Annotated in this window: 24 protein-coding genes, 4 tRNA genes and 1 CRISPR repeat array; of the genes, 4 read left to right on the top strand and 24 right to left on the bottom strand. The window is 53.8% G+C overall.

The annotated features are described in order from the left end of the window. Nucleotide 1 precedes the first annotated feature (1 nt). Nucleotides 2-357: a CRISPR direct-repeat array (repeat unit 27 nt; unit sequence ATCCGGGGTGAGAGAGGGAGCTACAAC). 203 nt (nucleotides 358-560) lie between these two features. The 13 genes from M7R55_RS07425 to M7R55_RS07365 form a co-directional block, all read right to left on the bottom strand. Next, nucleotides 561-637: transfer RNA gene (locus M7R55_RS07425), tRNA-Asp, on the bottom strand. Nucleotides 638-648: 11 nt separating this feature from the next. Continuing rightward, nucleotides 649-724: transfer RNA gene (locus tag M7R55_RS07420), tRNA-Val, on the bottom strand. A gap of 1 nt (nucleotide 725) precedes the next feature. Beyond that, nucleotides 726-801 (bottom strand) — tRNA-Gly (locus M7R55_RS07415). 83 nt (nucleotides 802-884) lie between these two features. Next, a complete protein-coding gene (locus M7R55_RS07410; protein WP_298219784.1) occupies nucleotides 885-2,735 on the bottom strand; it encodes a sodium:proton antiporter in 1,851 nt (616 codons plus the stop codon). A gap of 125 nt (nucleotides 2,736-2,860) precedes the next feature. Further along, complete coding sequence (nadA, locus tag M7R55_RS07405) at nucleotides 2,861-3,946, bottom strand: quinolinate synthase NadA (protein WP_298219783.1); 1,086 nt, start codon at nucleotides 3,944-3,946, stop codon at nucleotides 2,861-2,863. A gap of 76 nt (nucleotides 3,947-4,022) precedes the next feature. Then, the gene (aspS, locus tag M7R55_RS07400; protein WP_298219785.1) at nucleotides 4,023-5,807 is read right to left on the bottom strand and encodes an aspartate--tRNA ligase; all 1,785 of its coding nucleotides are present in this window, start codon (nucleotides 5,805-5,807) and stop codon (nucleotides 4,023-4,025) included. 43 nt (nucleotides 5,808-5,850) lie between these two features. After that, nucleotides 5,851-6,528 carry a DUF502 domain-containing protein gene (locus M7R55_RS07395; protein WP_298219782.1) on the bottom strand — a complete coding sequence of 226 codons (678 nt, stop codon included), beginning with the start codon at nucleotides 6,526-6,528 and terminating at the stop codon, nucleotides 5,851-5,853. After that, nucleotides 6,525-6,965 (bottom strand): DUF3429 domain-containing protein, encoded by a 441-nt coding sequence (locus tag M7R55_RS07390; protein ID WP_298219781.1) that lies wholly within the window; start codon nucleotides 6,963-6,965, stop codon nucleotides 6,525-6,527. The genes M7R55_RS07395 and M7R55_RS07390 overlap by 4 nt, the downstream gene beginning before the upstream one ends. 253 nt (nucleotides 6,966-7,218) lie before the next feature. Beyond that, nucleotides 7,219-7,794 (bottom strand): uracil-DNA glycosylase family protein, encoded by a 576-nt coding sequence (locus M7R55_RS07385; protein ID WP_298219780.1) that lies wholly within the window; start codon nucleotides 7,792-7,794, stop codon nucleotides 7,219-7,221. Between the two features lie 73 nt (nucleotides 7,795-7,867). Beyond that, the gene (locus tag M7R55_RS07380; protein WP_298219779.1) at nucleotides 7,868-8,491 is read right to left on the bottom strand and encodes an HPP family protein; all 624 of its coding nucleotides are present in this window, start codon (nucleotides 8,489-8,491) and stop codon (nucleotides 7,868-7,870) included. Continuing rightward, nucleotides 8,488-9,075: a CBS domain-containing protein gene (locus M7R55_RS07375; protein ID WP_298219778.1), complete on the bottom strand. Its 588-nt coding sequence runs from the start codon at nucleotides 9,073-9,075 to the stop codon at nucleotides 8,488-8,490. Before M7R55_RS07375 ends, M7R55_RS07380 begins: the two co-directional genes overlap by 4 nt. A 49-nt stretch (nucleotides 9,076-9,124) precedes the next feature. After that, on the bottom strand, nucleotides 9,125-9,319 hold the full coding sequence (locus tag M7R55_RS07370; protein ID WP_298219777.1) for a hypothetical protein: 195 nt from the start codon (nucleotides 9,317-9,319) through the stop codon (nucleotides 9,125-9,127). A gap of 88 nt (nucleotides 9,320-9,407) precedes the next feature. Continuing rightward, complete coding sequence (locus tag M7R55_RS07365) at nucleotides 9,408-10,073, bottom strand: Bax inhibitor-1/YccA family protein (protein WP_298219776.1); 666 nt, start codon at nucleotides 10,071-10,073, stop codon at nucleotides 9,408-9,410. A gap of 129 nt (nucleotides 10,074-10,202) precedes the next feature. On the opposite strand from M7R55_RS07365, the gene M7R55_RS07360 reads away from it, so the two are divergent. Beyond that, nucleotides 10,203-11,063, top strand: a complete 861-nt coding sequence (locus tag M7R55_RS07360) for an SDR family NAD(P)-dependent oxidoreductase (RefSeq protein ID WP_298219775.1) — start codon at nucleotides 10,203-10,205, stop codon at nucleotides 11,061-11,063. Then, nucleotides 11,063-12,508 carry a cardiolipin synthase gene (cls, locus tag M7R55_RS07355; RefSeq protein ID WP_298219774.1) on the top strand — a complete coding sequence of 482 codons (1,446 nt, stop codon included), beginning with the start codon at nucleotides 11,063-11,065 and terminating at the stop codon, nucleotides 12,506-12,508. Before M7R55_RS07360 ends, cls begins: the two co-directional genes overlap by 1 nt. Before the next feature lie 436 nt (nucleotides 12,509-12,944). Here cls and M7R55_RS07350 read toward each other — a convergent pair. From M7R55_RS07350 to M7R55_RS07300, 11 genes are all read right to left on the bottom strand, one after another. After that, nucleotides 12,945-13,020, bottom strand: a tRNA-Ala gene (locus M7R55_RS07350). Between the two features lie 469 nt (nucleotides 13,021-13,489). Further along, on the bottom strand, nucleotides 13,490-14,374 hold the full coding sequence (gene pstB / locus M7R55_RS07345) for a phosphate ABC transporter ATP-binding protein PstB (protein WP_298219773.1): 885 nt from the start codon (nucleotides 14,372-14,374) through the stop codon (nucleotides 13,490-13,492). A gap of 30 nt (nucleotides 14,375-14,404) precedes the next feature. Next, nucleotides 14,405-15,190, bottom strand: a complete 786-nt coding sequence (gene pstA / locus M7R55_RS07340) for a phosphate ABC transporter permease PstA (RefSeq protein ID WP_298219772.1) — start codon at nucleotides 15,188-15,190, stop codon at nucleotides 14,405-14,407. A 69-nt stretch (nucleotides 15,191-15,259) separates the two neighbouring features. Further along, the gene (gene pstC / locus M7R55_RS07335) at nucleotides 15,260-16,237 is read right to left on the bottom strand and encodes a phosphate ABC transporter permease subunit PstC (protein ID WP_298219771.1); all 978 of its coding nucleotides are present in this window, start codon (nucleotides 16,235-16,237) and stop codon (nucleotides 15,260-15,262) included. A 289-nt stretch (nucleotides 16,238-16,526) separates the two neighbouring features. Next, entirely contained in the window at nucleotides 16,527-17,567 is a 1,041-nt protein-coding gene (gene pstS, locus M7R55_RS07330; protein WP_298219770.1) for a phosphate ABC transporter substrate-binding protein PstS, read from the bottom strand. Nucleotides 17,568-17,744: 177 nt separating this feature from the next. After that, nucleotides 17,745-18,623: a lysophospholipid acyltransferase family protein gene (locus tag M7R55_RS07325; RefSeq protein WP_298219769.1), complete on the bottom strand. Its 879-nt coding sequence runs from the start codon at nucleotides 18,621-18,623 to the stop codon at nucleotides 17,745-17,747. Between the two features lie 7 nt (nucleotides 18,624-18,630). Then, on the bottom strand, nucleotides 18,631-20,085 hold the full coding sequence (locus M7R55_RS07320) for a cytochrome P450 (protein ID WP_298219768.1): 1,455 nt from the start codon (nucleotides 20,083-20,085) through the stop codon (nucleotides 18,631-18,633). Nucleotides 20,086-20,090: 5 nt separating this feature from the next. Next, the gene (locus M7R55_RS07315; RefSeq protein WP_298219767.1) at nucleotides 20,091-21,224 is read right to left on the bottom strand and encodes a capsular biosynthesis protein; all 1,134 of its coding nucleotides are present in this window, start codon (nucleotides 21,222-21,224) and stop codon (nucleotides 20,091-20,093) included. Nucleotides 21,225-21,321: 97 nt separating this feature from the next. Continuing rightward, nucleotides 21,322-22,386: an NAD(P)-dependent oxidoreductase gene (locus M7R55_RS07310; protein WP_298219766.1), complete on the bottom strand. Its 1,065-nt coding sequence runs from the start codon at nucleotides 22,384-22,386 to the stop codon at nucleotides 21,322-21,324. Continuing rightward, a complete protein-coding gene (locus M7R55_RS07305) occupies nucleotides 22,387-23,478 on the bottom strand; it encodes a hypothetical protein (protein WP_366881168.1) in 1,092 nt (363 codons plus the stop codon). A 311-nt stretch (nucleotides 23,479-23,789) separates the two neighbouring features. Next, the gene (locus M7R55_RS07300; protein WP_298219764.1) at nucleotides 23,790-24,848 is read right to left on the bottom strand and encodes a polysaccharide biosynthesis/export family protein; all 1,059 of its coding nucleotides are present in this window, start codon (nucleotides 24,846-24,848) and stop codon (nucleotides 23,790-23,792) included. A gap of 568 nt (nucleotides 24,849-25,416) precedes the next feature. Between M7R55_RS07300 and rfbC the strand changes: the two genes are divergently transcribed. Together rfbC and M7R55_RS07290 are read left to right on the top strand one after the other, a co-directional pair. Beyond that, entirely contained in the window at nucleotides 25,417-25,971 is a 555-nt protein-coding gene (rfbC, locus tag M7R55_RS07295) for a dTDP-4-dehydrorhamnose 3,5-epimerase (RefSeq protein WP_298219763.1), read from the top strand. Nucleotides 25,972-26,017: 46 nt separating this feature from the next. Next, on the top strand, nucleotides 26,018-26,296 hold a 279-nt coding region (locus M7R55_RS07290; RefSeq protein ID WP_298219762.1), incomplete at its 3' end, for a sugar nucleotide-binding protein.

Genomic DNA, 26,296 nt, shown 5'->3' with positions numbered 1-26,296 from the left:
CATCCGGGGTGAGAGAGGGAGCTACAACGCCGCGTCCATAATGCCGCCGCGTAACAAAATTGTAGCCATCCGGGGTGAGAGAGGGAGCTACAACAGTCAGCACACCCGCATTGCTTAAGTCCAGATTGTAGCCATCCGGGGTGAGAGAGGGAGCTACAACTGTACGACGAAAGTCAGTGCGAGTATGACGATTGTAGCCATCCGGGGTGAGAGAGGGAGCTACAACCTTGCCAGAGAATTATCCTGTTTTTTCGGATTGTAGCCATCCGGGGTGAGAGAGGGAGCTACAACGATAAAAAAGTGGGTTCAGTCGGACGCGTTATTGTAGCCATCCGGGGTGAGAGAGGGAGCTACAACCGGTATCTGTAAGTGCTATGGCGGTATCCTTTGACCTTATTTCTTTACATGGTGACGGTGCAAATATCGGCATACCGTCAAAACTATCTGGCTACAAAGGGATGCATTGGGACGCTGTAGGCATAAAAAAACCCGCAAACCTAGAAGGAATGCGGGTTTGATTAAGGTTTTAAAACTTTATTGGATGTTGTAAAACCATCGATTGGCGCAGCGGACGGGACTCGAACCCGCGACCCCCGGCGTGACAGGCCGGTATTCTAACCAACTGAACTACCGCTGCTAATTTTGATGTGGTGGGTGATGAGAGGCTCGAACTCCCGACCTACGCCTTGTAAGGGCGCCGCTCTACCAACTGAGCTAATCACCCGTGGAGCGGGAAACGAGATTCGAACTCGCGACCTCAACCTTGGCAAGGTTGCGCTCTACCAGCTGAGCTATTCCCGCACATCATCCAGCTGCTTTTGAGGGCTGCTGTTTGTCACAGAGCGCGCATTATACAAACCAAAACCGGGCGTGCAAGTCTTTTTTCACGATGCACTGGCCTCTTCTGCATCTGGTTTTGTCTCCACTTCCGCTTGCGGGCAGTATAAGCCGATGATGATCCAGCCTTCGCCCGGCGTTGGCATGGGACCATCGCTTTGTACGTGCAAGATCCCTTTAGGTGAGATCATGAGCAGAAGGATGCCTCGATTATCATAGGTTTGCTGATACTTTTCCCAGTTAAATTCTTCAGTCAGGCGGGTTGATTTAATTTCGGCCTTTTGCTCGATTAGCAGCATCAGATCGCCCAACGTGACATCGGACCCAAACAGACTGCGACCGGTGAACACATCGGATAACCGCTGATGATCGGAGCCGGATTTTTCCTGCGGTGTTTTCAGCACATAGATGTTAGCCGCCCCAAATTCATGCCGATAGCGTATAGCAGCCAGGTTATTCATCTCGGGCACACCGGATACGGCGAACAGTCGACCGATGCCCACTAAGTCGAGACGGCGTTCGGCCGCCTGTGAAACGGCGTTGCCGTAGAAGGTTTCGAGGCCCTCCATCCGGGCGATGCGGAAGTCGGCGTAATTACTATCCGTGAGGATAACGCGATAGCCGTGTTTTCTGAGCGCATGAGCGAGCATGCGGGAAAACACGTTGATGCCGACCATCAGCACGCCCTTATCCTCCGGTTGCGCCACGCCCAGATAGTTGGCCAGAGGCCGCGCTGTCAGGGAGGCGGTGACCACCGTACCGAAAATAATGATGAAGGTCAGCGGCACCAGCACTTCGGCACCGGACACACCGTGTTGATCGAGCTGGATGGCGAAGAGACCCGAGATGGCTGCCGCCACGATACCTCTGGGACCGATCCAGGCCGTCAACAGTTTTTCACGCCAGTTCAGCCCGGAGCCGATGGTGCTTATCCACACCTTGGCGGGCTGGGCGACGAACTGTACCGCCAACAACACCAGCAGAGCCCCAAAACCGATGCTGCTGAACATAGCCGGTTCAATGCGCGCGGCCAGCAGGATGAACAGCCCGGAAATGAACAGGATCGTGAGTGATTCCTTGAAATGCAGGATGTCGGTCAACGGAACGCCCCGCATGTTGGCGAGCAGGATACCCATCGCAGTGACGGCTATCAGCCCCGAATCATGGGCAAGCACGCTCGAAAGGGTGAAAACGGCCAGTACCGTGGCCAGCACGAAGACATTGATCAGGTACTCGGGCAACCAGTGTCGCCGTAGGATCAGCCCCAGCAGATAGCCTCCAGCCAGCCCTAGCAGCAGGCCCGCGCCTATCAGTTGCAGGAAGGGCAGGATAATGGCCGTCAAGCCAGCATCGGCGTGCTGTGGTGTGGCACGCATGAGGATGTACTCGAACACCAGAACGGCGACCACCGCCCCGATCGGGTCGATGATAATGCCCTCCCAGCGCAGGAGGGTGGACACTTTGGCACTGGGACGCACGATCCGCAACAACGGCACGATGACTGTCGGCCCCGTTACGATCACGATCGCACCAAATAAAGCCGCCATCAGGGGCTCAAGCCCGACAAAGTAGTACGCGGCATAGCTGGCAATGACCCAGGTCACAAAGGCGCCAAGTGTTACGAGCAACCACACTGCGCTGCCGACGCCTTTGAGTTCCTTGAACTGAAGTGTCAGGGCGCCTTCAAACAGGATGACCGACACCGCAAGTGAAACAAACGGAAACAGCAGATCGCCCAGCAGCGCGTTGGGATCGAGCAGGCCGGTGACCGGGCCGAGAAACAGTCCGATGCCAAGCAGGAACAAGATCGCGGGCACTTTCAGCCGCCAGGCAAGCCATTGCGCGCCGATACCGGTCACGATGATGCCCGTCAGGGTAATCAGGATGGTTTGATCCATATGCGGCGCTTCCAGAAATAAAAGGGGAGATTAATTTTGCCCGATTGCAGCATGGTGACGGTTCATGAGCGGATTGTCACCCTGCCACAACAGGCTCGAACCGAGGCGGATCGAGCCGCCACTGGTTACTGGCGCGCCGCCACCAGCCCCTGCGCACGGGAGAAAGCCAGCATGCGATCGAGTGATTGCACGGCTTTGACCCGCACGGACTCGTGCACAAGGATTTCATGGCCTTCGGGTGAAACAAGCGCATCGTAAACCGCTTGCAGGCCATTCATTGCCATCCAGGGGCAATGCGCGCAGGAAACGCAGTGGCTGCCATCACCGGTCGGTGCTTCGATGAGGGTTTTATGCGGCACGGCTTGCTGCATTTTGTAGAAAATGCCGTTATCCGTGGCAACGATCAGTTCTTCATTTGGCAAATCATGTGCCGCACGAATGAGCTGGCTCGTCGAGCCGACCACATCGGCCAGCTCGACCACCGCCTTGGGTGACTCGGGATGCACCAGTACCGCTGCGTCGGGGTGTTGGCGCTTGAGGTCGATGAGCGCCTCGCCCGCAAATTCATTGTGCACCACGCAATCGGCCTGCCAGAGCAGCATGTCTGCACCGGTTTGTTCTTGGATATAACGACCCAGGTGGCGATCCGGTGCCCAGATGATTTTCTCGCCCTGCTCTTTGAGATGTCCGACGATCTGCAAGGCGTTCGAACTGGTGACAACCCAGTCCGCACGCGCTTTGACGGCTGCCGAGGTGTTGGCATAAACCACCACGGTGCGATCCGGGTACGCATCGCAGAAGGCAGTGAACTCATCGGCAGGGCAACCCAGATCAAGCGAGCATTCGGCATTGAGTGTCGGCATCAGCACGCGCTTTTGGGGGCTTAAGATCTTGGCTGTTTCGCCCATGAACCGCACGCCGCAGACCACGAGTGTTTCGGCGGGATGCGCGGCGCCAAAGGCGGCCATGTCGAGTGAATCGGATACGCGACCACCGGTTTCGTCCGCGAGCTTTTGCAGGGCGGCATCAACATAAAAATGCACGATCATCACGGCATTCTGGCGGACGAGTTCGGCCTTGATGCGCTCAATCAGATCACTTTCCTGTGCTTCGGATAATTTGGGCGCAGGCGCGCTGTGGCTGGCCAGGGCCTGAATACGGGCGGTCAAGGCGGCTGGAATCTGGGTTGCGGCATCGCGTGTGGTAGACATAATCGCCTCCTGTATGTGAAGCCCGTCGGAACAGAAACGGGCGGTTGGTTATCGAGAAACCGCCAACCGCCTGTACTTATTCGGCTTTTTCGACCACCGGCTTGCGCACTCGAATCGACAATTCACGCAGTTGCGCTTCATCCACTTCGCTCGGCGCGTTGGTGAGCAGACAAGCAGCCGACTGGGTTTTCGGGAAGGCGATAACTTCACGAATCGAGGTCGCGCCGCTCATGAGCATGACGATTCGATCCACACCAAACGCCAGACCCGCCATCGGCGGCGCGCCGAATTTGAGCGCATCGAGCAGGAAGCCGAACTTCTCGCTCGCCTGCTCCGCCGAGATACCCAGCAGTTCAAACACCCGTTTCTGCATCGTTTGATCGTGAATACGTACCGATCCACCGCCGAGCTCGAACCCGTTCAATACGAAATCGTAGGCCCGTGAACGAACCGCTTCAGGGTCCGTTTCCAACAGGTGAAGATCGTCCTGATTCGGTGCCGTGAACGGGTGATGCAGGGCGTAATATCGACCTTCTTTTTCATCGTACTCGAACATCGGGAATTCGGTGACCCACAGGGCGCGGAAGCCTTGCTCGACCAGCCCCATGTCCTGCCCGATCTTGACCCGCAGCGCACCCAGCGATTCGTTGACGATCTTAGCCTTGTCGGCGCCGAAGAACACCACATCCCCGGTTTGCGCACCGGTGCGCGTCATGATGCCGTCGATGGCTTCGTCGGTCAGAAACTTGAGAATCGGCGACTGCAGCCCTTCGCGACCCGCAGCCGCATCATTGACCTTGATATAGGCCAGGCCTTTGGCACCGTAAATCGAAACAAACTTGGTGTAGTCGTCGATCGCGCTCCGTGGCAGGGAATTGCCGTTCGGCACACGCAAGGCGGCGATGCGACCGCGCGGATCGTTGGCCGGTCCGGAGAACACCTTGAAATCCACCGCGACCAGCAGATCACCCACATCCACGAGTTCCAGCGGGATGCGCAGATCGGGCTTGTCGGAACCGAATCGACGCATCGCCTCGGCCCAGGTCAGGCGGGGCAAGGGATTGGGCAAGGCCAGCTCGATGGTTTGCGCGAACAAATGACGCATCATGTCTTCGATCAGCGCCATTACCTCCTCTTCATCGAGGAAGCTGGTTTCGATATCGAGCTGGGTGAATTCCGGCTGGCGATCGGCGCGTAAGTCCTCGTCGCGGAAGCATTTGACGATCTGATAATACCGCTCGATGCCCGCTACCATGAGCAACTGCTTGAAGATCTGCGGCGACTGCGGCAGGGCGAAAAACTCGCCCGGATGCGTGCGTGAAGGCACGAGATAATCGCGTGCGCCTTCCGGTGTGGCGCGGGTGAGCACCGGTGTTTCCACATCCATGAAGCCGGCCTTATCCAGATACTCGCGCAGGGCACGCGTGACCTGATGGCGCAATTTAAGACGGGCCAGCATCTCGGGGCGGCGCAGATCGAGGTAACGATAACGCAGACGATGTTCTTCGCTGACGCGCTCGTCATCCAACTGGAAGGGCAACGGCTCGGAGCGATTGAGTATCTCCAGCCCCAAACCCAGTACCTCGATCTGACCACTGACGATATTGGGGTTTTCGGTGCCAGCAGGACGGCGGCGCACCTTGCCACGCACGCGAATCACGAACTCGCTGCGCAGACTTTCGGCCTTGGCAAACACGTCCAGATCATCCGGATCGAACACGATCTGCACCATGCCGTCGCGGTCGCGCAGATCCACAAAAATCACCCCGCCGTGGTCGCGGCGACGATTGACCCAGCCGACGAGGGTGACTTCTTGATCTAAAACAGCCAGGTCAACTTGGCCGGCCGTGTGGCTACGCATACTCATAAGGTGGATCCGTTCATGTTCTGTAAAGGCGGGCATATTAGCCGGATATGGGCGGTTTTTCGAGTTCGGGTGTCGCGGGCACCGGTTTTGCCACCTGTGATTTTGGCGTGACAACACCCAATGAGATCACCATACGGAAGCCTTCCTCGACGGACATGTCCAGCGAAATCACTTCTTCTTCCGGCACCATGATCACAAAGCCGGAGGTCGGGTTCGGGGCCGTCGGCACAAAAACCGTGATGACCTTCTGTGCGGTCTTATCCTGAACTTCACCGACCGGATCACCGGCCAAAAAAGCCAGCGACCAGCAGTTTTTGCGCGGATATTCCACCATGACTACTTTGCGGAATGAGCGGGAATCCTGGGAAACGAAGGTTTCGATCACCTGTTTCACCGCAGAATACACGCTGCGAACCAACGGAATCCGGTGTAGAACCGACTCACCCATGGAAATCAGTTTGCGACCGATGAAATTGGCGACCAACGCTCCGGTCAACAGCACCACTGTAACCGCCAAAACTGCACCCAGACCGGGAATATTGAAGCCCAATACCGCCTCCGGTCGATAACCGGGGGGCAGCAGCAGTATGGTTTGATCCATAAAGCCGATCACGGCATTGATCACCCAGTAGGTAATCACCAGCGGTGCCCAGACCAGAATACCGGCCACCAGCCACTTGCGCAGGGTGGACACTTTACTTCCAACTTCACTCATATCAAACCCGCCCGGGAATAAGAACCAACGGCCAACAACAGACTCAATGACGCCAGCGCGGTCAGTACCGTACGCAGCACCCCGAACTTGAGCGAGGAGCCGATACCGCCGAACCAGGCACGATCGACACGCAAGGCGGTCAACAACAACAGGATAAAGACGGACAGACGCATGATGCCCCAGGGCAGCAACGCCACCACCCAGGCCAGCAGCGGCAGGCTGATGCCCCATAACAGATGGCGGCGCGCATCAACGGACTGATTCAACGCGACGCCCCAATGCACCCCACCGAGGAACGATACGATAACCGCCGCGTAGACAGACAAGACCCGGATCACGGTCGAATGCCAATCCAGGGGGGCCCACCACGCTGCCAAGGCCAAACCCGCAAAAGGAATGACTCCCGCCAACCCCAAAACCCACGCTAATAATCGCATGAAAACTCCACAATCATCCTCACGGCAAAACACATCATTGGCCTGCATCACCTGGCCCGAAACCAAACCCTGGACTCGGACCGGCTCAACACATGAACGCCAACACCCTGCAGCCAAACCCTGAATGCAGTTTAACCGTTCACGAAGGAGACCCGGCATTTTCCTCAAAAAAACACAAGGAACCACGAGGATCGCGGAGGAATTTCAATAAAAATTAGTTTTATTCTGCCCGTGCGTACCGGCCGAACACGATTCAGTACCCGATCACCGCGGCCACCCGCGACTGGAGTTCGGGCACGAGTTCGCGCTCAAACCAGGGATTGCGCTTGAGCCACAACTGATTTCTGGGGCTTGGATGAGGCAGCAGGACTTTTTCCGGCCAGTGTTCGCGCCAAGCCAGCACCTGTTCGGTCAGGCTTTGGCGCCCCGTGCCGAAATGATAGGCCTGTGCGTATCGGCCAATCACAATCGTGAATTCCAGATGGATCAGGGCATCGAGCAAGGCAGAACGCCAGGCCAGTGCACACTCGGGGCGAGGCGGCAGATCACCCGATGCACCCGTGCCCGGAAAACAGAATCCCATCGGCAAAATCGCGACCGTTTGCTCGTCATAAAATTGCGCCCGGCTCAAGCCGAGCCAGTCGCGCAATCGATCGCCACTGACATCATCAAAGGGCACGCCGGACTGATGGGCCTTTTTACCCGGCGCCTGCCCCGCGACCAACAGACGTGCCGATGGCGAGAACTGCAGGATGGGACGGGGAGCAAACGGCAGGTGATCCTGGCAGATATGGCAGGCGCGAACCTCATCAATCAATGATGGCTTCACGCTCACAATCCAATCGCTCGACAGCGGGTTATATCTTGAACTGTCGGACCAGTTCGGCCAGTGTTCGCGCCTGCTACCACCAGAACTCCGGGTACATCCGCTTGGGCACCAGATTGTTAAAAATCAGCGCGATCAACAACAGGATCAACGGCGCAAGGATGCCAGGGAAAAGCACGAACCAGTAGCCCATGTCATGTATCTGCTGGCTACCGATAACCGCGACCAAAGCTGTGGCGCCGCCGGGCGGGTGGAGGGTTCTAGTGGCGTGCATCACGGCAATGGACAGCCCCACGGCCAAGGCCGGAGCGAAGACCGAAGCGATAAAAGGCTGAATGCCGGACAGGATACCCGGATCACCCGCTTCACGGACAAGAAGCAGATGAAGGGTCACGCCGATCAGCGCCGACAACGCATGACCACCAATCAGGTTGCGCGGCTGCGCCAACGGACTACGAATGGCACCGAACAGCAACACGGCCGAGGCACCGATCGAACCGATAATCAGGATGCGATCCAGCCCGCTAAATGCCAGTGCGCACAACCCGACAGCCATCAGCCCCAACACGCCACCCAGACCCGACCATAAAACCTCGGCCCAACTCACCCGTGGCGGCGAGCCATGACCACGCCCGCGCCACTTGCGCCAGTAGCCCGACCAACCGGTCGGCCGGGCAGGATCGCTCGACGGGCGGCTCACAACCACTGATCCCAGTGGAAGCTCTCGAGAAAATCGCGGCGCATCACCACGCCTATGATGCGGTTATTCGCGTCGACTACCGGCAGGCGCTTTTCTTCCACCCGATGGAAGGCACTCACGATATCGGCAAACGTGCCATGTTCCGGCAACGTGACCGCCGGCCGGGTCATCACTTCCGCCACGGTGGTTCGCTCGCAGTACGCGATGAATCGCTCGTCGTGCGCCATCAAACGAAATACCAGTGAGAAGAAAGTATCGGCGCCATAGCCGCGCAGGAAATTCCATTCGCTGACATCACCCAACACCAGTCCGGACTCATCCACCACCGGCAAGGTATGCGCGTGCATCAAGGCCATCTGCTCGGCCGCCTCCGTCAATGACTGATCCGGGCGAAGCGCAGACAAATCCCGCCGCATGAGGTGCGGCACGTCCATCTTTGCGAATAGGCGCTTGATGGCATGTTCATGCGCCAGTTCATAGATTTCACGAAAATCTTCGGGGGTGATATCGATGTAACCGGACATGGCGCGCATGGCAGCGCGGACATCCTCATCCGGCAATCGGTTCGGGGCGGCTTCGGTCATGAGAAAACCTGATTCGTCAAGAAAAGCGAATCATAGCCTGCCTAAGCGATCAAACCACTGTCGAGTGCATGCTGTGCATCAAAAAGGCGACAAAGGCCGCCACGCCCAGCAGCAACAGGCCAACCCAAAGCCATTCATCGATCGTACCCTTGCGACTCTCCCTGATCATCTGCCCCGCTCTCGGCCACAGAAAAACCAACATCGCCACGATAAAAAGGGCAGAAAAGATCTTGAGCCAATCCATTCCAGAACCTCCCGCTCAGCTCATACTTGATTGAATAACAAAAAAGCCCCGACCAGCGGAGCTTTTGCATGGTCAGCCCGAAGCAGACTCAGTCCCGGCTGGCACCCAGAATATTCAGCAAGCTGACGAAGATGTTGAAGATACTCAGATAAAGACTCACCGTCATCATCAGGTAGTTATCCTCACCGGAGTTCACCATACGACTGGTATCGAACAGGATAAACCCGCTCATCAACAGGATGACCGCGCCGGAAAGCGCCATGGACAATGCCGGCAGATGGAAGAACAAGTTCCCCAGCATGGCGAGCAGCACGACAATCATGCCGACCATCAAGAAGCCGCCCATGAACGAAAAATCACGACGGGAGATCAGCGCATAGGCCGAGAGCGCAAGGAAAATGGCGCCCGTGCCACCCAATGCGGTCATCACGATCTGATCACCACCGGCGAGATGCAGGTAGTAATTGATTGTTGGCCCAAGACCCAGCCCCATCAAGCCAGTAATGGCAAAGACGGTCACCAGACCCGCGCCGGAACGCGCGGTGCGCGGCAACACAAACCAGATCAATGCCATGGAACCAAACATCGAGATAAGCGAAATCATCGGTGGCAGGTTCATCCACATGGATACGCCCGCCATCGCTGCACTGAAAATCAAGGTCAGCGACAGCATGAGGTAAGTGTTGCGAATCAGCTGGTTGGTAGCCAGCAACGACTCACTACGGGGGCTTACGGTTGAATTTTGCAGGCTCATGGCACACTCCTATCATGTTCAAACACTGTGTAGTAGACACCATACCATAGCGCCAAGTTCAACGTCGTAGCGGATTGAGCGCCGGGATTGAGCTAAGATAGTCGCAGTTTCAAACAGGGGCTCACCGACGTGCAGAACACCGCCCGAATCCCTCGCTCGATCCTGATCACCGGCTGCTCATCCGGCATTGGCCTGTGCGTGGCCCGCGGCTTGGCCGATCGGGGGCACCGGGTCATCGCTTCGGTTCGGCAGGAAAAAGATATTAAGACTTGGCCCCATGCCGATATTCCGGTGGTGTGTCTGGATCTCACGGATGATCAATCCATCGAATCCGGCCTGAATGCAGCCCTGGCGCACACGGACGGTATGCTCGATGCGCTGTTCAACAACGGCGCGTTTGGCCTGCCCGGCGCAGTTGAAGATTTATCGCGTGAGGCATTGCGCGCTCAATTCGAGACCAATCTGTTCGGCTGGCAGGTGCTCACAAACCGGGTCATTCCACTGATGCGCACTCAAGGATTCGGTCGGATCATCCAGAACAGCTCAGTACTTGGCATTGCTGCGCTACCGTTTCGCGGCGCCTACGTTGCCAGCAAATTTGCTTTGGAAGGCTTAAGCGATACGCTCCGGCTGGAACTCCATGGCACGGGTATCGATGTTTCCCTGATCGAGCCGGGGCCGATCACCTCCCGCTTCCGCGCCAATGCCGCGTCTGCATTCCTCCGTTTCATCCCGATCGAGTCTTCTTTTCATGCCGATGCCTATCGCAAGCAGCTTGTACGACTCAATAAACCTGGGCCGGCCGCTCCTTTTACGCTCCCCCCCGAGGCCGTTCTCGGTCGTGTCATTCACGCGCTCGAATCGCGCCGTCCTAAGGCGCGTTATCCGGTTACCGTACCCACTTACCTGTTTTCCATACTGCGTCGGCTTCTACCCTCTAGGTGGATGGACCGCGTATTACTCGCGGCTTCGGGCGGAGGGCGACACTGATGCTCGAACTGTTCGATCTGCACAATCCACACTGGGCTGCTCTTTATGTACTTCTTGAGTGGCTGGTCCGTGTATTTGCCCTGATCGTCGTCCCCATGAGGCGCCCACCGGTGACCGCAACGGCCTGGCTGTTGCTGATATTTTTCCAACCGGTCATCGGCGGGATTTTTTATCTTTTCGTGGGTCGTCCACGTGTTGCACTCGCCCGGCAACGGAAGATCGACGACCTGGAAAGAGCCCTGGCTCCGAACCTGAACCACCTGCAGCAGCAGCAGAGCCTCCACCATCGCACGATCCTGCCAGATCAATGGCGTCCAATCGCACAACTGGCGCAACATTGGCGCATATTTCCCGAATTTGGCGGCAATGCAGTCGCCGTGATCGAGCAGCTCCCCGAACTGGTCCGGCAACTGGCTGCCGACATCGACAACGCCAATCATTCGGTGCATCTGCTGTTTTATATCGCCGCACGAGATCAGTTAACCGAACCCGTGTTCGCGGCCATGCTCCACGCGGTGAAGCGGGGCGTTGAAGTCCGCCTGTTGGTAGATGACTACGGTAGCAAGGCATTCATGGCTCCGTTGCTGGCATTGGAGGCCGAGGGCATCCGGGTGGCACGCGCATTTCCACGTAGCAAACTCCCCCGCCAGGCGGCGCGTTTCGATTTGCGCAATCACCGCAAGCTCGTGGTGATCGACGGGCTGATCGGTTATGCCGGCTCCATGAATCTGATCCGTCCGGATTTCAAGCCAAAAATCATCTATGAAGACATCATGCTTCGCCTGCAAGGCCCCATTGTGCTGGAGTTGCAGACCGTCTTTGCCGGTGACTGGTATATCGAACGCAATGCCATGCTCACCGGAATGCAGTACTTTCCGACCCCCGAACCGGCAGGTGATGAAATCTGCCTCGGGCTGCCGAGCGGCCCGGAATACCCCGACCCGGTTCAGCAACAACTTCTGCTTTCACTGATACATGTCAGCACCGAATCGATCCGGCTCGTCACACCTTATTTCGTACCTGATGACGCGATGTTACTGGCTCTCAAAACGGCGGCACAGCGCGGCGTAGAGGTGGAACTAATTCTGTCGGAGCGACTCGACCAGCGTCTGGTTCAGTGGGCACAGGAATCCTATTATGCCGAGCTACTGGGTCAAGGTATCATCATCCGGCGTTATCCCCGTTATTTCCTGCACACTAAATTTGCCCTGTTTGACGACCGGATTTCATTGATCGGCAGTGCCAATCTGGATGTGCGCTCATCGCTCATCAACGCGGAACTCGGTCTTTTGTTCTATGCGCCGCAAACCGCCCAGACACTCAACCGGCTGCTGACACGTTATCGCGACTCTGCCCGCATTCTGAGCATCGAAGCCTGGGCGCTACGCAGTCGGCGCGAGGTCATGGTCCAGAATCTGGCCCGTCTGACCAGCCCGCTGCTCTAAACTAGCCAAAAGCCATTCCATGCCAAATGGCAGCCAAGGAATGTCTGCAGCATCTACCCCTCGCATCACAGGCTTAAGCCGTTGTGCGGCAGGGCATCGTACCCTGCTCGGGAAGGCCGCCGGCACAAATGCGGATGCTGTCTTCCCCCTCTTACGGCAATACCGTGGCGAGATCGCAAGAATGCCTGGATTTGAGCACACCTCAGATCAAAGCTTTTTGAAATCCCCTCGTCACCCCTTTTACGAAGGGTAGGCACCCGTTCAAAAAAGCTGGTTCAACCTCACTTTGAAAAATGGGGATTGCCGAATCGTACCCGGTGCCCGAAAAAATACTGGGCGGTTTCAATGACCAAAAGTAAAAAAACCCGCAAAGCTTGATGCAATGCGGGTTTTTAGGGATTTTTTGGACTCCGTTGGACGCCAAAAAACTATCGATTGGTGGAGCTAAGCGGGATCGAACCGCTGACCTCCTGCATGCCATGCAGGCGCTCTCCCAGCTGAGCTATAGCCCCTTTGTTTACGGGTGGCGCGCATAATACCGTTCACGTATTTTTTGTCAAGAGTAAGCCTTTTGAATGTGAGATGAACCTGATGTAGCAAATGTTGGGATCATGGTGGCATGATCGTGACTTGGCATACCTGTCAAAACCCAACGACGCGTCGCCCGAGCAACACTTCATAAATCACTTTCACTCAAGCCCGTGTCTGGATTGAAAAATACTGGCTAACTGGTTGTTACTCTTGCAATTTCCAGTGATCTCGCCATTTTCCGAAAGATTTAAGGAGCCTCCGATTTAATCTGAGGTTCCGAGTGGTACAGGGATGTGCCGCCAAGAACGATTACGTACGTAATTGTTCATGAAGAAAGTCAAAAATCGCATTTTTGATCATCACTCTCTGGAAATTTCAGGATGGAATTAATCAGAGCATCCTTAAATAAAAAGCCCGCGATTCGAGCGGGCCTAGAATTCATGGAGGGAATCAACCGAATCGACCGGTGATGTAATCCTCAGTTTCCTTTCGGCCTGGGTTGGTGAAGATGATGTCTGTGTGATCGTATTCGACCAGCTTGCCGAGATACATAAAGGCAGTGTAATCGGAAACGCGCGCGGCCTGCTGCATGTTGTGGGTCACGATGGCGATGGTGAATTCCGATTTGAGCTCATGCACCAGCTCTTCAATTTTTGTTGTAGAGATAGGGTCCAGTGCGGATGTTGGCTCATCCAGCAGCAGAACTTGCGGTTTGACAGCAATACCACGGGCAATGCACAAACGCTGCTGTTGGCCGCCTGAAAGCGCCGCACCGGACTGATTGAGCTTGTCTTTGACTTCAATCCACAAGGCGGCACGCTGAAGCGCCCACTCGACCCGTTCATCGAGTTCGGACTTTGACAGGTTTTCGTAAAGCCGAACACCGAAGGCTACGTTATCGTAAATCGACATAGGGAATGGGGTCGGTTTCTGGAACACCATACCGATTTTGGCACGCAGCATATTGACATCAACCTTGGGGTTGAGGATATCGTTGCCATCGAGCAGGATTTCACCCGATGTACGCTGACCGGGATACAAATCGAAAATACGGTTGAAGATGCGCAGCAGAGTCGATTTACCACAGCCAGACGGACCAATGAAAGCCGTTACCTGTTTATCCGGAATCTGCATGTTGATGTTGTGCAATGCCTGATATTTGCCATAAAAGAACGAAAGATCACGGATGTCGAGTCTGGGGCTATCTACCAACCGCACACTGTCCTTTTTCTCCAGCAGGTGCGTACGCACCTCGGACTCTTTCAAGGCATTGGACATCTTAAAGCCGATACTACGGCTATCGGGCTGTTGATCGGCCATGGTCTGTGATGTCATGAAATGATCTCTTCTATCAACGGGTAAAAGTTAATGCGAACTGGATTGCTTGAGTGTGTAGCGGGCAATGATATTCATCACCAGAACCGCGATTGTAATCAACAGGGCCGCGGCCCAGGCCAGGTTCTGCCAGTCTTCGTATGGGCTCAATGCGTACTGGTAAATCACAACCGGCATATTCGCCATGGGCTGGTTCATATCCAGTGACCAGAACTGGTTATTCAATGCCGTGAAGAGCAGAGGGGCTGTTTCGCCCATGATTCGGGCAGTCGCCAGCAATAAACCGGTGAACATGCCACTCAGGGCCGCCTTGTACACGATGTCGATCGTGACCTTATATCTTGGTGCACCCAATGCGGCAGCGGCTTCCCGCAGCTGGGGAGGCACAAGCAAAAGCATGTCTTCGGTGGTACGCAAGACGACGGGGATCACGAGAATAGATAGGGCAATCGCCCCCGCCCAAGCTGAGAAATGGCCAACGGGCTTGACAAGAATGGTGTAAACGAACACACCGACAACTATCGAGGGCGCGGAGAGCAGCACGTCATTGATAAAGCGAACAACACTTGAGAAACGGCCTTTCCCGCCGAACTCGGCGAGATAGGTTCCAGCCATCACGCCGATGGGTGTACCGATCAACACGGCGAACAGTGTGAGCAACAACGTACCTACGATGGCATTGATCAAGCCTCCCGACGCGCCGGGCGGCGGTGTCATCTGGGTGAAAACCGCCCAGTTGATGTACTGAAAACCCTTGCCGAAAAGGACAGTCAGAATCCAGGCCAGCATCACAAGCCCGAACGCCGTCACCAGCATAGAGGCCCCGAGATTGAAATAATTGATTATTTTTCTTTTTTGGAATTTTGAGATCATAACAGTGCGTCCTTAAGTCTTATCGCCTTCCTGTGATTTTTCGAGGCGGAGCAGGAACCACTTCGCCAGCGAAAGCACAAGGAAAGTAATGATGAACAGCATAAAGCCCAGCGCGATCAGCGAGGACATGTGCAAACCGCTGGCTTCGTTGAACTCGTTCGCCATCGTTGACGCAATGGTGGCTCCTGGGTAGAACAATCCCGTATTAAGCTCCATAGAATTACCGACCACAAAAGCAACCGCCATGGTTTCTCCCATCGCTCGTCCGAGTCCTAGCATGATGCCACCGATCACCCCGGCTTTCGTGTAAGGCAATATGACTTTCCAGACCACTTCCCAGGTGGTCGAACCCATGGCGTAGGCCGATTCTTTCAGTGCAGTGGGTACCACATCGAACATGTCACGCATGATGGAGGCTATGAACGGGATGATCATGATGGCGAGGACAAAGCCTGCTGTAAAGATGCTGACGCCGATCGGTGGTCCTTGGAAGAACTGACCGAGCACAGGCACATCGCCAAACGTGCTGGTCATGAACGGCTGGATGGAATTGGAAAACCAGGGTGCAAAGTAAAAAAGGCCCCACATACCATAGATGATCGAGGGCACAGCCGCCAAAAGCTCGATGGCGATACCTACCGGCCGCTTAAGCCAGTTGGGCGCCATCAGACTGATGAAAATCGCGATACCAAAACTCACCGGCACGCCGATTATGACAGCAATAAACGAAGTGATCAGGGTGCCGACGATCGGAACCAGGGCACCGAATTGGTTGTTAACGACATCCCATTCGGATGTGAAGAAAAAGCTGAAACCAAAGTGTGCGAAAGTAGGCCAGGCTTCCCTGAACAGCATCAGCATGATGGCGAGCAGCACAAACAACACAATCGCTGCAAACGAGAAAGCGGTACCCTTGAAGACCTTGTCCCAAAAGACGCCAGCACTTTGTGAATGCAGATGATGCTTGATCTGTTCTTCAGACATTGACATGCAGTTCGACCTATTTTGTTTTGTTTGCTTAGGTTTGTCTTCGCAACCGGATTGTTCCGACAACAAACGTAAACAATGTTGTTTAGGGAAGGTCTGCACAAATGCAGACATTCCCGTGCAGGGTATGGATGCCCTGCCGCTCAATGACGTAAGTCATTGAAATGCGGAGCTCGTGCCGGGCGTGTACCGGTCCGAGCGTATCTGCACGAAGCCATGGATGGATTCGTGCAGAGATTCCTTAGATAATTAAGGGGCGAGCCTAAGCCCGCCCCACTCATTTAATCAATGATTATTTGAGTTTGATCTTCTCTGCCCATGAGGCTTCGATCATTTCAGCTACAGAGCCTGGGATCGGGATGTAGTGCAGCTCTTCAGCCGCTTTCTGGCCATTAGCCATGCTCCACTTGAAAAAGTCCAGTACTGCTTGAACTTGAGCCGGGTTTTGAGGATTGGTGTGTACAATCGCAAAAGTAGAGCCAGTGATTGGCCAGCTATCGTCACCTGGCTGGTCTGTCAGAACAACGCGGAAGCCCGGGGTGCCTTTCCAGTCAGCATGGGCGGCAGCAGCGCCGAAGTTCTTCATGGTAGGTGCTACACGCTTGCCGGCACTGTTGATCATATCCATGTAGGGCAGCTTGTTTTGCAGCGCGTAGGCGTACTCAACATAACCGATTGCACCTTTGATGCGCCCAGTGTAAGAGGCAACACCTTCGTTACCCTTGCCGCCCAGATTGCCTTTGGACAACCAGTTGACTGTCGTGCCTTCGCCTACTTTCTCTTTCCACTCTGGGCTAACTTTTGACAGGTAGTTGGTGAAAATTGCAGTGGTGCCAGAGGCATCAGAACGGTGAACAACTGTGATAGCCAGATCTGGCAGTTTCTTGCCTGGGTTCAGTTTTTCAAGTGCAGGATCGTTCCACTTGGTGATTTTGCCCATCAGGATATCAGCCAGAACCGAACCAGAGATGGTCAGTTCACCTTGCTTGTTGCCTGGGATGTTCGCAACAACAACGATACCACCCATGATCAGAGGCCACTGGGTCAAATCATTTTTTTCCAGATCTTCCACGGTCATCGGTGCGTCGGAAGCACCGAAATCCACAGTATTAGCGATGATCTGCTTGATGCCCGCGCCTGAACCTACTGATTGGTAGTTCACTTCAACGCCTTTTTCTGCCTTGTAAGCAGCGGCCCATTTAGAGATGATTGGATAAGCAAATGAGGAACCGGCACCGGTAATCTTGTCTACGCCTTCAGCATGGGCTGACAGAGCAAACGAAGCAGTCGCAGCGAAAATCGCACCAGCGATCAGTCTTTTGTTGAATTTCATCAGGAATATCCCCCGAACAGGTTGGTTAAATGCATTCAGTCGCGCTCAAAACACGAGCGGTTCGGATTATGGCCACCCAAAAATGACACTTGATGACAATCAAATGAACTTTTTATGACAGCATGAGCCGGTCGCTACCCACACTTTTCCTATCGCGTCCGGAGCATCATTCTCTTTTCAAGTGCGCTCAAGCAAAGGCAACCAGTACCAATCATAGGGCGCTTGCAGAATCCACTGTTCGAGCTTTTGATCCAAAACATCAGCAAGTAGCCTTGCCCTGTCAAGCTCGCTCCCAGTCATTGGAAGAGTCAGTGGTGCCTCGATAACACCCCGGTAACCATCTGCTTCGGTGGACTCGAAGTGAACCGGCAACACGGTCATGTGATGTTTTATCGCCAGTCGCGCGGCAAACCAACGATTGCCTGCATACAGGGGCGGTCGCCCCAAGCGCGGAGCACGCACCTCCCCGGCCACTTCTTCATCTATAAACAGAATCACATGGCTGCCTGCATCGATCGCACGCGTCACTTCGCGCAGCGAACCCGCACCCACGGGAATCAACTTTCCCGGCAGACCATCAGCAAGGCGCCACCCCAAGCGCACTTTTTGCGTGATTTTTTCTCGCACCCCGCTTTGCGGCAGATAAATATCGCAAAATTGTCCGCCAATCAGCTCGCAAACCCGACCAATCAGCTCCCAATTGGATAAATGCGCGGTCACAATCAGGATCGGGCCTTCGAGATGCTCAAGGTGTTCCGTCCCGGTGATCTGAACCCGATTGGCCCGCACCAGTCGATGCAGCACCGGGATTTGTGCCAGCACACACCCCATGCGACCCTGGTGCTCAATAATAAAGCGCTCGCGTTCCGCCGCATCCTGCACGCCCCAAAGCTGCTCGAAATGATGATGCAGGCGCTGAACCCACTTGCGATTGGCGTGAATACCTCGGCGGGCATGTCGTTCACCCAAATGTTTACCGGTTTTAGCCACCCAATCGAGTGGCAGCACCGTAAACAAATGCGCGAGCAACAGATCTTTTGCATCGTTTAAATTCATGGCCGCCTCATTGTGGCACTTTCACATAGGGCGTAGTTGGTTCAAGCTGCATGGGCAAGCCATCCTGTGGTCGCAATGTTAGACGGCACTCGATCTCCACTTGATGCCCAGGTGCCAGGGTTGCGCGAAAACGTTGCGCCAACGTGGCCAGACACAAAATCCCTTCGGTGAGACCAAAGCGAAGCCCCAGGCAAACCCTTGGCCCCACACTGAACGGAATGTACACGAATTTATCCGGGCGCGGCTGACCGGGCATAAATCGTTCTGGAATAAAGTGATTCGGTTTTTCCCAATACAATCGGTGACGATGCAATAGCCAGGGAATAACCAAAATAATCGAATCCGCCGGCACTTCTTTACCGCGAATTTCATCAACGGTGCGCGCTTGCCGACTCAAGACGGGCACGGGAGGATAAAGCCGAAGCGTTTCTTCAAGAATAGCCCGCGTATAATGCAAATGTTGAACATCCTCGAAACTCGGTGGCCGGTCACCCAAAACCCGATCCAGCTCTTCTCGCAATTTGGCTGACACACGCGGATTATGATCAAGCAAATACCAAACCCAAGCCAAGGTATTCGCCGTGGTTTCGTGCCCCGCCATAAACATCACAATCGCTTCATTGCGCGCATTGATGCTACTCAACGGGCAGCGTTTCGCACCCGTTTTTTTGCTGGTGTGTTCACCCAAAAGGTAAGAAAGCAATGTCGGCGATTCCGGCTTGGCACGTTCAGGATGTCGCTCGATAATCCGGTCAATTACCTCATGAATTTTTTGCGCCGCGCGCAGACTTTGCCATTTCGACAAGGGATTTCCCAACCACTTCAATTGCGGAAAACCAAAAGAGTCAGAGAAATTTAACTGCTCAATGGCCTTTTGGTACTGGGAGAAATTATCGACGACGATGGCGGCTTCTTTTTCGGAAGTATCATCTCCAAAAATCGTCCGGCCAATTATGCGGGAAGTCAGCCTTGCCATTTCATTGAGCATGTCTACCGTACTGCCAGTCGGCAGATTAGCCCACTGATCGGCCAGCTCACGGGCGGATTGCACCATTACTGTGGCAAAGTCCGGCAAAAGTTCTGCCTCGAACGCCGGAGCGCAATAAGCTCGGCGTTCTTTCCAGACCTCACCATCGCTCACAAACAAACCATCACCCAGCAAAGGCTCAAGGGAATGGCGCATTTGCGGGCTTTTCCGATCATAATTATCGTGCTCGTCCAGAAAAACCCGCCGCACACTATCAGGGCTGTTACAGATAAAATAATGCTGATTGAATAACTGAGCCGCAAATGTTTTGCCTTCATACGCCCGCTTGGGCCAGAGCACCAACAGGTTTTTGCGCAATTGAAAAATGGCGGACCAATCTTTCAACCAGGTTTCCGGCGGCTCAACTGTGATCGGCGGGGAATCGTTGAGATCGCGATATTCTTCCGGCAGTCGGTGAAATGTTGATTCAGACATATCATTCAGTCTTGCTGTAAAAAAGGAAAATCAATGAGGCGTCGAGCAAAATGATGAATGACCGTTGAGGCATCTTTGCGCCCAAAAAATACCCCACGAACCTGAGTGTACTTGATCAGTATACGAAGAAAATCTTCCAGAAGTGTGACTTCAGGCGGAGTTGGATTAAGCCAAAAATCATCCAGCGACTGCTGATCGACAAGACCGGATACATCGTAAACACAGTCACCCAACACCTTGACAGGCCGCCCCAGTTGCAATGCCTGCAGGCCTGAGGTGCTATTGACAGTCACCACGCCTTGCCCATATCGCATCATCTCTTCCAGGTTGCCACCATCCAGATAAATCACGCGCTGCCCGATTCCCAAGGCTTGTGCCCGCCGTTGGATGCATTTTTGCCAATTAATCAACCCAGGATCCCAAGGATGGGATTTGATCAACAGGTTAGAACGCAACGGAGCATGCTGCGCGAAAGACTGCATCACTAATTCAATCGCCTCAACCATTCCGGAAAAAGGGGAATAAGCGCGGATTTGAAAATCATGATCCAGTTGCAGGGGAAAGACAAAAAAAGGGTCTCCCGAAGCCAGCATCATCTGGAAAACATCTGTTGCCTTTCGTTTTCTGATTGACTTGAGCCATAAACTAAGCCCCATGGCAGGAAAATAAATCAAAGGATGCGGACGCTCATCGGATTGACGATAAAAAGGATACAGAAAACGAAAAAAAACAGTACCGAGGCTGCCAAAAAGATCCCCGATAGACATCCGCAGTGCACTGTCTTTATATCGGGGTGTTAAATCAACAGCCCCTGACTCTTGCGCTAAACGCCGAATTTCGCCAGCGGAGCGCGGCAAGGATGAGTTGCCGTTCATGCCATTGGGTTCCAGGGTGATCCAGTCCGGGCGAAGATAGCCAAAATCGGTCACCATTACACGAACGCCCAGAGACCGGGCCAATAAGACAGCCGGCTGGTGATACTTTCTCTGCTCACCCAGCAAGACTAAATCTGTAATCTGGTTTGCCTGAATGAATCGGCGCAGAAAGGGCACCCAATGCCTTGGTCGCCCGCGATAATTGGTCACACGCGCGTCATGCCAGAACAACCAGTCGGCGAAACAAAGATTGATGCGTGACACGCGATGACCATCGGCTACCAAGGTGTCACCGACCCTTCTGAAAAAATCACAGGGCATGCCTTGCAGGAACAGAAAGTGGCGAGGGTTGATAGGTACGCTACACATAACCCGGTTTCTCCCCTTTACCTGCAACGAACCAGGCTACCGAGCGATCCAGGCTATCGTGGTACTCGACCCCTCCCAAGGGCGCACCACAGGCTTGCAGGCGGTCGATGGTGTGACCGCAGGTTTTACCAAAAATATTCACAATCAATGGGTGCAACAAGGGTTCTCCCGGCAAACGAAACGTAGAATGCACCCCACCGATCAACCGAGCCACCATCATCGCGGGGCGATAGCTCAAATTCAGAATAATTCCTTTACCCGCCAGTCGATCACGAAAATCACCAAGAAACTCACTCCAGGTCACATTATTCGAGTCTCGCGCATTGAAAATTTTGTTGTGCGCCGCAGAAGAAACACCCGACCAGAGAAGAATATCGATGAGATTGTCCACGTCAATCAGACCAGCGTGAACCCCGCCTCCATTGATTTTCAACATCAGCCCGGAGACAAGTTCCTTACCGATGCGTGAAATGAACGGACTGCCGGGTCCAATGATATTGCCGGGTCGAATCACGGTGAAAGGAATCGCCCAATCCACGCAATATGCGCACAACAGCGACTCACCGACCCGTTTACTTTCGCTGTAAGCAAAATCATTGATCGGCGTTGGTGCAGTTTCAACAGCAGGTGCATCAGGAAAACCGTACACATCCATTGTGGAGACATGAATCAAGCGCTTCAAACGGCCTTGTGCAGGCTTGGGAATAGCTGCGAGGAGATTTTTTACACCGACGACATTCGCCAAATCATAGGCCTCAGGCCGATCCCAGGTTGCTACATTTGCCGCACAATGGAAAATATACTCGGCACGGCCAAGGGCGTGCTCAATAGCCTGAGTATTCATTAGATCGCCTTGAACGATATCCACAGCCTGGGCAATATCCGGCGGAAGTTTCGCGGGCGACCTGACAAAAACCGTTACGCGGGCACCTATAGACAACATCCGGCGAACCAGATGTCCGCCCAAAAACCCAGTCGCACCGGTTACACATACCTGTGCATCATGATAGAAGGGTTCAAGATCAGCGCGCGCGCCCATGGCCTGTTGCTCGTCCAATCACGATTTTTCTACCTCGCCGTTTGCGGCTTCATCCGCGGGATCTGCCTTAAAAACGTACCTGTCGCGCAGCGGTGAGGGCTTATTAAGCAAGGCATAAATGCGGCCGACAATCGGATTAATCAAGTCGTTTGGGCACCGAATCGCAAAGCGGATCGGCTCCAGCCGCGCCCCTGCATCTTGTTTGATCGGGTACGTCGTCAACCCCATCTCCAGCCGCTTGGCGCCGAGCTCAATCGTGGTTTGAATGACTGCTTGCACCACATACAAATACAGGCTGTCATTCACCGGCTCGGCACGACCAAAATACAGCCAGCGCACCTCATCACGGTCATGCAGCAACAAAGCATGCCCCACCCAGCGCTCACCTTTGAAAAAACGCAAAATTTTGGCGTGCGGGCGCAGTTGCAGTGACAACTCGCGATAAAACGTCGGCGTTAAAACCTCACGCTGAAACTCGTTCGCCCGCTCGTGCACATTCATCCATTGCGCGCACAAGGCATCGGCCAGATGGGCAAAATCATCCAGCAAGTCGTGATGCACGTCCCATTGAGCATTTTTTCTCAGATGGTTATTGATCTTGCTGCGGTAATAGCTTTTCAGATCCGCGCGATACGCCTCGATAGTGGGCCAGCGAATATCCAGATACGTGTTGGGAAGACCCATAACCTCATGATAACCAAATGCTTTAAGCGGTTCGAACAGCCAATGCTCCTGGCTTTCAAAATCACGCAACACCAGTAACAGCACGCCTTCCTTGCGAGCCTGTTGTTTGAGTGTCCTGTGTAATGGCTCAATCAACCCATCCAATTCATAATCAGGATGGACGACAAAAGGCGGGCTATTCAGAATAATAGGCGTACCGCATTCGATCATTTTCAGCTTGAGAAAATTCCCGTAAAACCGGCGGGCTTTGGTCAAAATGTTACGTAACCACAGGGGAGCGAAAATCGCGATATCGGTGGTGACAAAATAAAAAGTCGTCAACCCGATCGGTTGATCATTGGCATTGAAAAAGACAATATAGCGATAATCAAAGTCATTGAGCGCCGACTGTTCAATAATGCGCCAAAATGCATGCGAAAAGCTCAAGGATCGATTGGCAACAAGCCCATCCCACTGAAGAGAATCAACCTCTGTAATCGACTTATACACCCTCGTTTTAACCATTAATGAAGGTTCCAATGATTCTTGCAATAACACCCACGGAATCTCTGATTAAATCAGAGATTCCGTGCGGCACAGGGATATACAGCCATGAACGATCACGCAAGCGATTGGTTTATCGCCACAGAGCCCAAGCATGCACTGGACTCGGTGGCGATAAAAACTCACGGATGCGTTTTTCAACATCCGATTAAGGCTTGGCGATCTAGGCTAGAGGCTTGGGAAAGTCAAACCTTTTACTTGCCTGCAGAAACAGCCACCACACGATCAATCGAGTAAATAGATGAGGTAATAATCGTCAAAAACTTCTGGAACTCAGCCGCTGGCGCATTGGCAACATAAAGCACATCCTTGTTTTTCATCGGGAAGTTTTGTGCCATCAATAACGCTGCAGGATCGATCAGGTTAAGCTGATAAACAACTGGCACCTCGCCATTTTCCAAATGTGGCGCATGTTTCGCGTATTTGCCCAGCACACTGGGTTGCTCGAAGCGGAACACAAACACCGCACGAGCGTCAGCGCGGTTATCCAAGAGCCCACCGGCACGCCCCAATGCCTGTGCTAGCGAAATACCCTGTGCTTCAAAATTCAATTCGTCATTTTTAGCAACCGCACCCAGTACAGTCAGGCTCATCGGCTTATTGAGCACGGTGATCACATCATTTGGCGCCAAGGCAATGTTTTGAGTCGGGTTATCAATTACTTGGCGCAAAGGCACCGACAAAACCTCTTTGCCCCGCGTAATCTGAACTGTTTCTTTATCAACAGGATCCCGTGCGCCACCCGCCGCAGCCAAAGCATCCAGCAAGTGCAATCCCGCCGCGGTCAAAGGCATACGAATACTTTGTTGCACATCGCCAACCACTGTCACCATAGCGCTCGCGTTACTGGGCACCTGCACAAGCACTTGCGGATCATTTGCCAATCCTTTTAACGCCTTGCGTATACGCGCGGACACCTGTTGTGGCGAGTAGCCCGCAACTTTTATGGTGCCAGCAAAAGGTATCGAAATAGTTCCATCCGCACTGACCCGTTGAGATGGGAAGGTCACATTACCCGCACTGGAACTCATTCCACCGGTCACACTCGCCAAGCCAGAGGTAAAAAGCACAGGTGGCGGCGCCTCCCAAACGGCCACATTCAATTCATCACCGGGCCCAATCACATAGTTCGGCCGCGGGGCGGGCGTCAACCCCAAGGCAAAGTTATCGTGTTTTTGCGCTACCGCCAGCATCTGATTGATTTGTGCATCGATAGGCAGCAATAAAATTGGAGCATTTGGTTGCTGATTCAAGCTGGTGACATCAGCTGAAGAGGGGCCATCACGCATCATCCAACCGGGAGTCGATGCACAGCCGGAGAGTGATCCTACGATACCCAAGAGAAACACGGAACGAGGAAAATTAATTAGAAACATTTTGTTATGTCTTCAGAAGGTAAGTTAAGCAACCTGATTTTCACACGCTGGTGACAAGAAAATTTTTCCAAGCATACCGAAATCCTTCAATCTCTGGGGGGTTTTTCGCGTTATCAACACAAACTTCGATAATTAGACGCTTTTATCGTAATGCGCACGAAAAAACAAGAGGACCGGTTGTTAAGCCATGTCGGCGCGATGAGCAGCACAACACTTTCCATGAAAGCCTGCTGCATGCAAGAGATAACAGTGAAGCAAGCGAATAGTGAGGCCAAGTAAGAACAAACTCATACAAAAGATCGTTGGGATACTGCAGCACCCACGACAAACAGCGCCTTGATGATGCCCGAGATTCTCGGCTTGCGGTCGTGAATAAAACTGGTTGCAAGGAAGGACAATAATGTGCATATTCTACCAACATCTTATTCCACATATTCAGTGAATCATGATATTGCACCCAACCAAGCTCAATGGCACCCTCCTATTCCAACCTAAAGTTTTTGGTGATGAGCGAGGGTTTTTTATGGAAACCTGGAACGCCCAACGCTACCGGGAATTTGGTCTCGATCAGGCCTTTGTGCAGGATAATCTTTCACGTTCTCGTCGAGGCGTGCTGCGAGGATTGCACTTTCAAAAACCCGACCCGCAGGGCAAGTTAGTCTATGTGCTCGAAGGCGAAGTGTTTGATGTAGCCGTCGATATTCGGCGCGGTTCGCCCACCTTCGGTCAATGGGAAGAACACACCCTTTCCGCAGATAATAAACTGCAATTTTATATTCCAGCAGGGTTCGCCCATGGGTTTTGTGTCACCAGCGAAACCGCGTTGTTTGCCTACAAGTGTACCGAGTTATATCACCCCGCAAGTGAGGGCTGCGTTGCCTGGAACGACCCCGATTTAAACATCCCCTGGCCGATAGAGCAGCCCGAGCTTTCAACTAAAGATGCCAAGGGCATTAATTTGGCCGACTACCCGATCGACAAACTGCCCGAGTTTGAATAAACCATTGTCACATTCCGTACATTTTTAAATCCATATAATAGCCACCATGAAAACTTCGCCATTTACCAGCCTCATCCTAGGCGATCACGGTCAAGTCGCTTATGAACTCAAACGCGAGTTAGCCACATTGGGGAGCGTCATCACACTGAGTAGAAATACTCAGCCCTTGGCCATTGATCTGGCTGAACAGACCGATTTTGCATCGCTGCTCAAACAAACCAAACCAGACTGCATTATTAATGCCGCCGCCTACACTGCCGTCGATAAAGCCGAGCAGGAATCGGAACTGGCTCAGCGCATCAATGCCAAGGCAGTGGGAGAATTA

This window comes from Halothiobacillus sp., from assembly GCF_027346185.1.
Lineage (GTDB): Bacteria > Pseudomonadota > Gammaproteobacteria > Halothiobacillales > Halothiobacillaceae > Halothiobacillus.
Note: the sequence above shows the minus strand (reverse complement) of the source record. Positions and strands in the feature narration are given on the sequence as shown.

Coding starts and splice junctions, on each gene's coding strand:
- pstB (WP_298219773.1), bottom strand. CDS start 14,374: ATGACATCACAGACCATGGCCGATCAACAGCCCGATAGCCGTAGTATC.
- M7R55_RS07325 (WP_298219769.1), bottom strand. CDS start 18,623: ATGAATTTAAACGATGCAAAAGATCTGTTGCTCGCGCATTTGTTTACG.
- M7R55_RS07410 (WP_298219784.1), bottom strand. CDS start 2,735: ATGGATCAAACCATCCTGATTACCCTGACGGGCATCATCGTGACCGGT.
- M7R55_RS07365 (WP_298219776.1), bottom strand. CDS start 10,073: ATGAGCCTGCAAAATTCAACCGTAAGCCCCCGTAGTGAGTCGTTGCTG.
- rfbC (WP_298219763.1), top strand. CDS start 25,417: ATGATATTGCACCCAACCAAGCTCAATGGCACCCTCCTATTCCAACCT.
- pstS (WP_298219770.1), bottom strand. CDS start 17,567: ATGAAATTCAACAAAAGACTGATCGCTGGTGCGATTTTCGCTGCGACT.
- pstA (WP_298219772.1), bottom strand. CDS start 15,190: ATGCTGGTGACGGCGTTCGGGCTTGTGATGCTGGCCTGGATTCTGACT.
- M7R55_RS07395 (WP_298219782.1), bottom strand. CDS start 6,528: ATGAGTGAAGTTGGAAGTAAAGTGTCCACCCTGCGCAAGTGGCTGGTG.
- cls (WP_298219774.1), top strand. CDS start 11,063: ATGCTCGAACTGTTCGATCTGCACAATCCACACTGGGCTGCTCTTTAT.
- M7R55_RS07370 (WP_298219777.1), bottom strand. CDS start 9,319: ATGGATTGGCTCAAGATCTTTTCTGCCCTTTTTATCGTGGCGATGTTG.
- M7R55_RS07375 (WP_298219778.1), bottom strand. CDS start 9,075: ATGACCGAAGCCGCCCCGAACCGATTGCCGGATGAGGATGTCCGCGCT.
- pstC (WP_298219771.1), bottom strand. CDS start 16,237: ATGTCAATGTCTGAAGAACAGATCAAGCATCATCTGCATTCACAAAGT.
- aspS (WP_298219785.1), bottom strand. CDS start 5,807: ATGCGTAGCCACACGGCCGGCCAAGTTGACCTGGCTGTTTTAGATCAA.
- M7R55_RS07390 (WP_298219781.1), bottom strand. CDS start 6,965: ATGCGATTATTAGCGTGGGTTTTGGGGTTGGCGGGAGTCATTCCTTTT.
- nadA (WP_298219783.1), bottom strand. CDS start 3,946: ATGTCTACCACACGCGATGCCGCAACCCAGATTCCAGCCGCCTTGACC.
- M7R55_RS07320 (WP_298219768.1), bottom strand. CDS start 20,085: ATGTCTGAATCAACATTTCACCGACTGCCGGAAGAATATCGCGATCTC.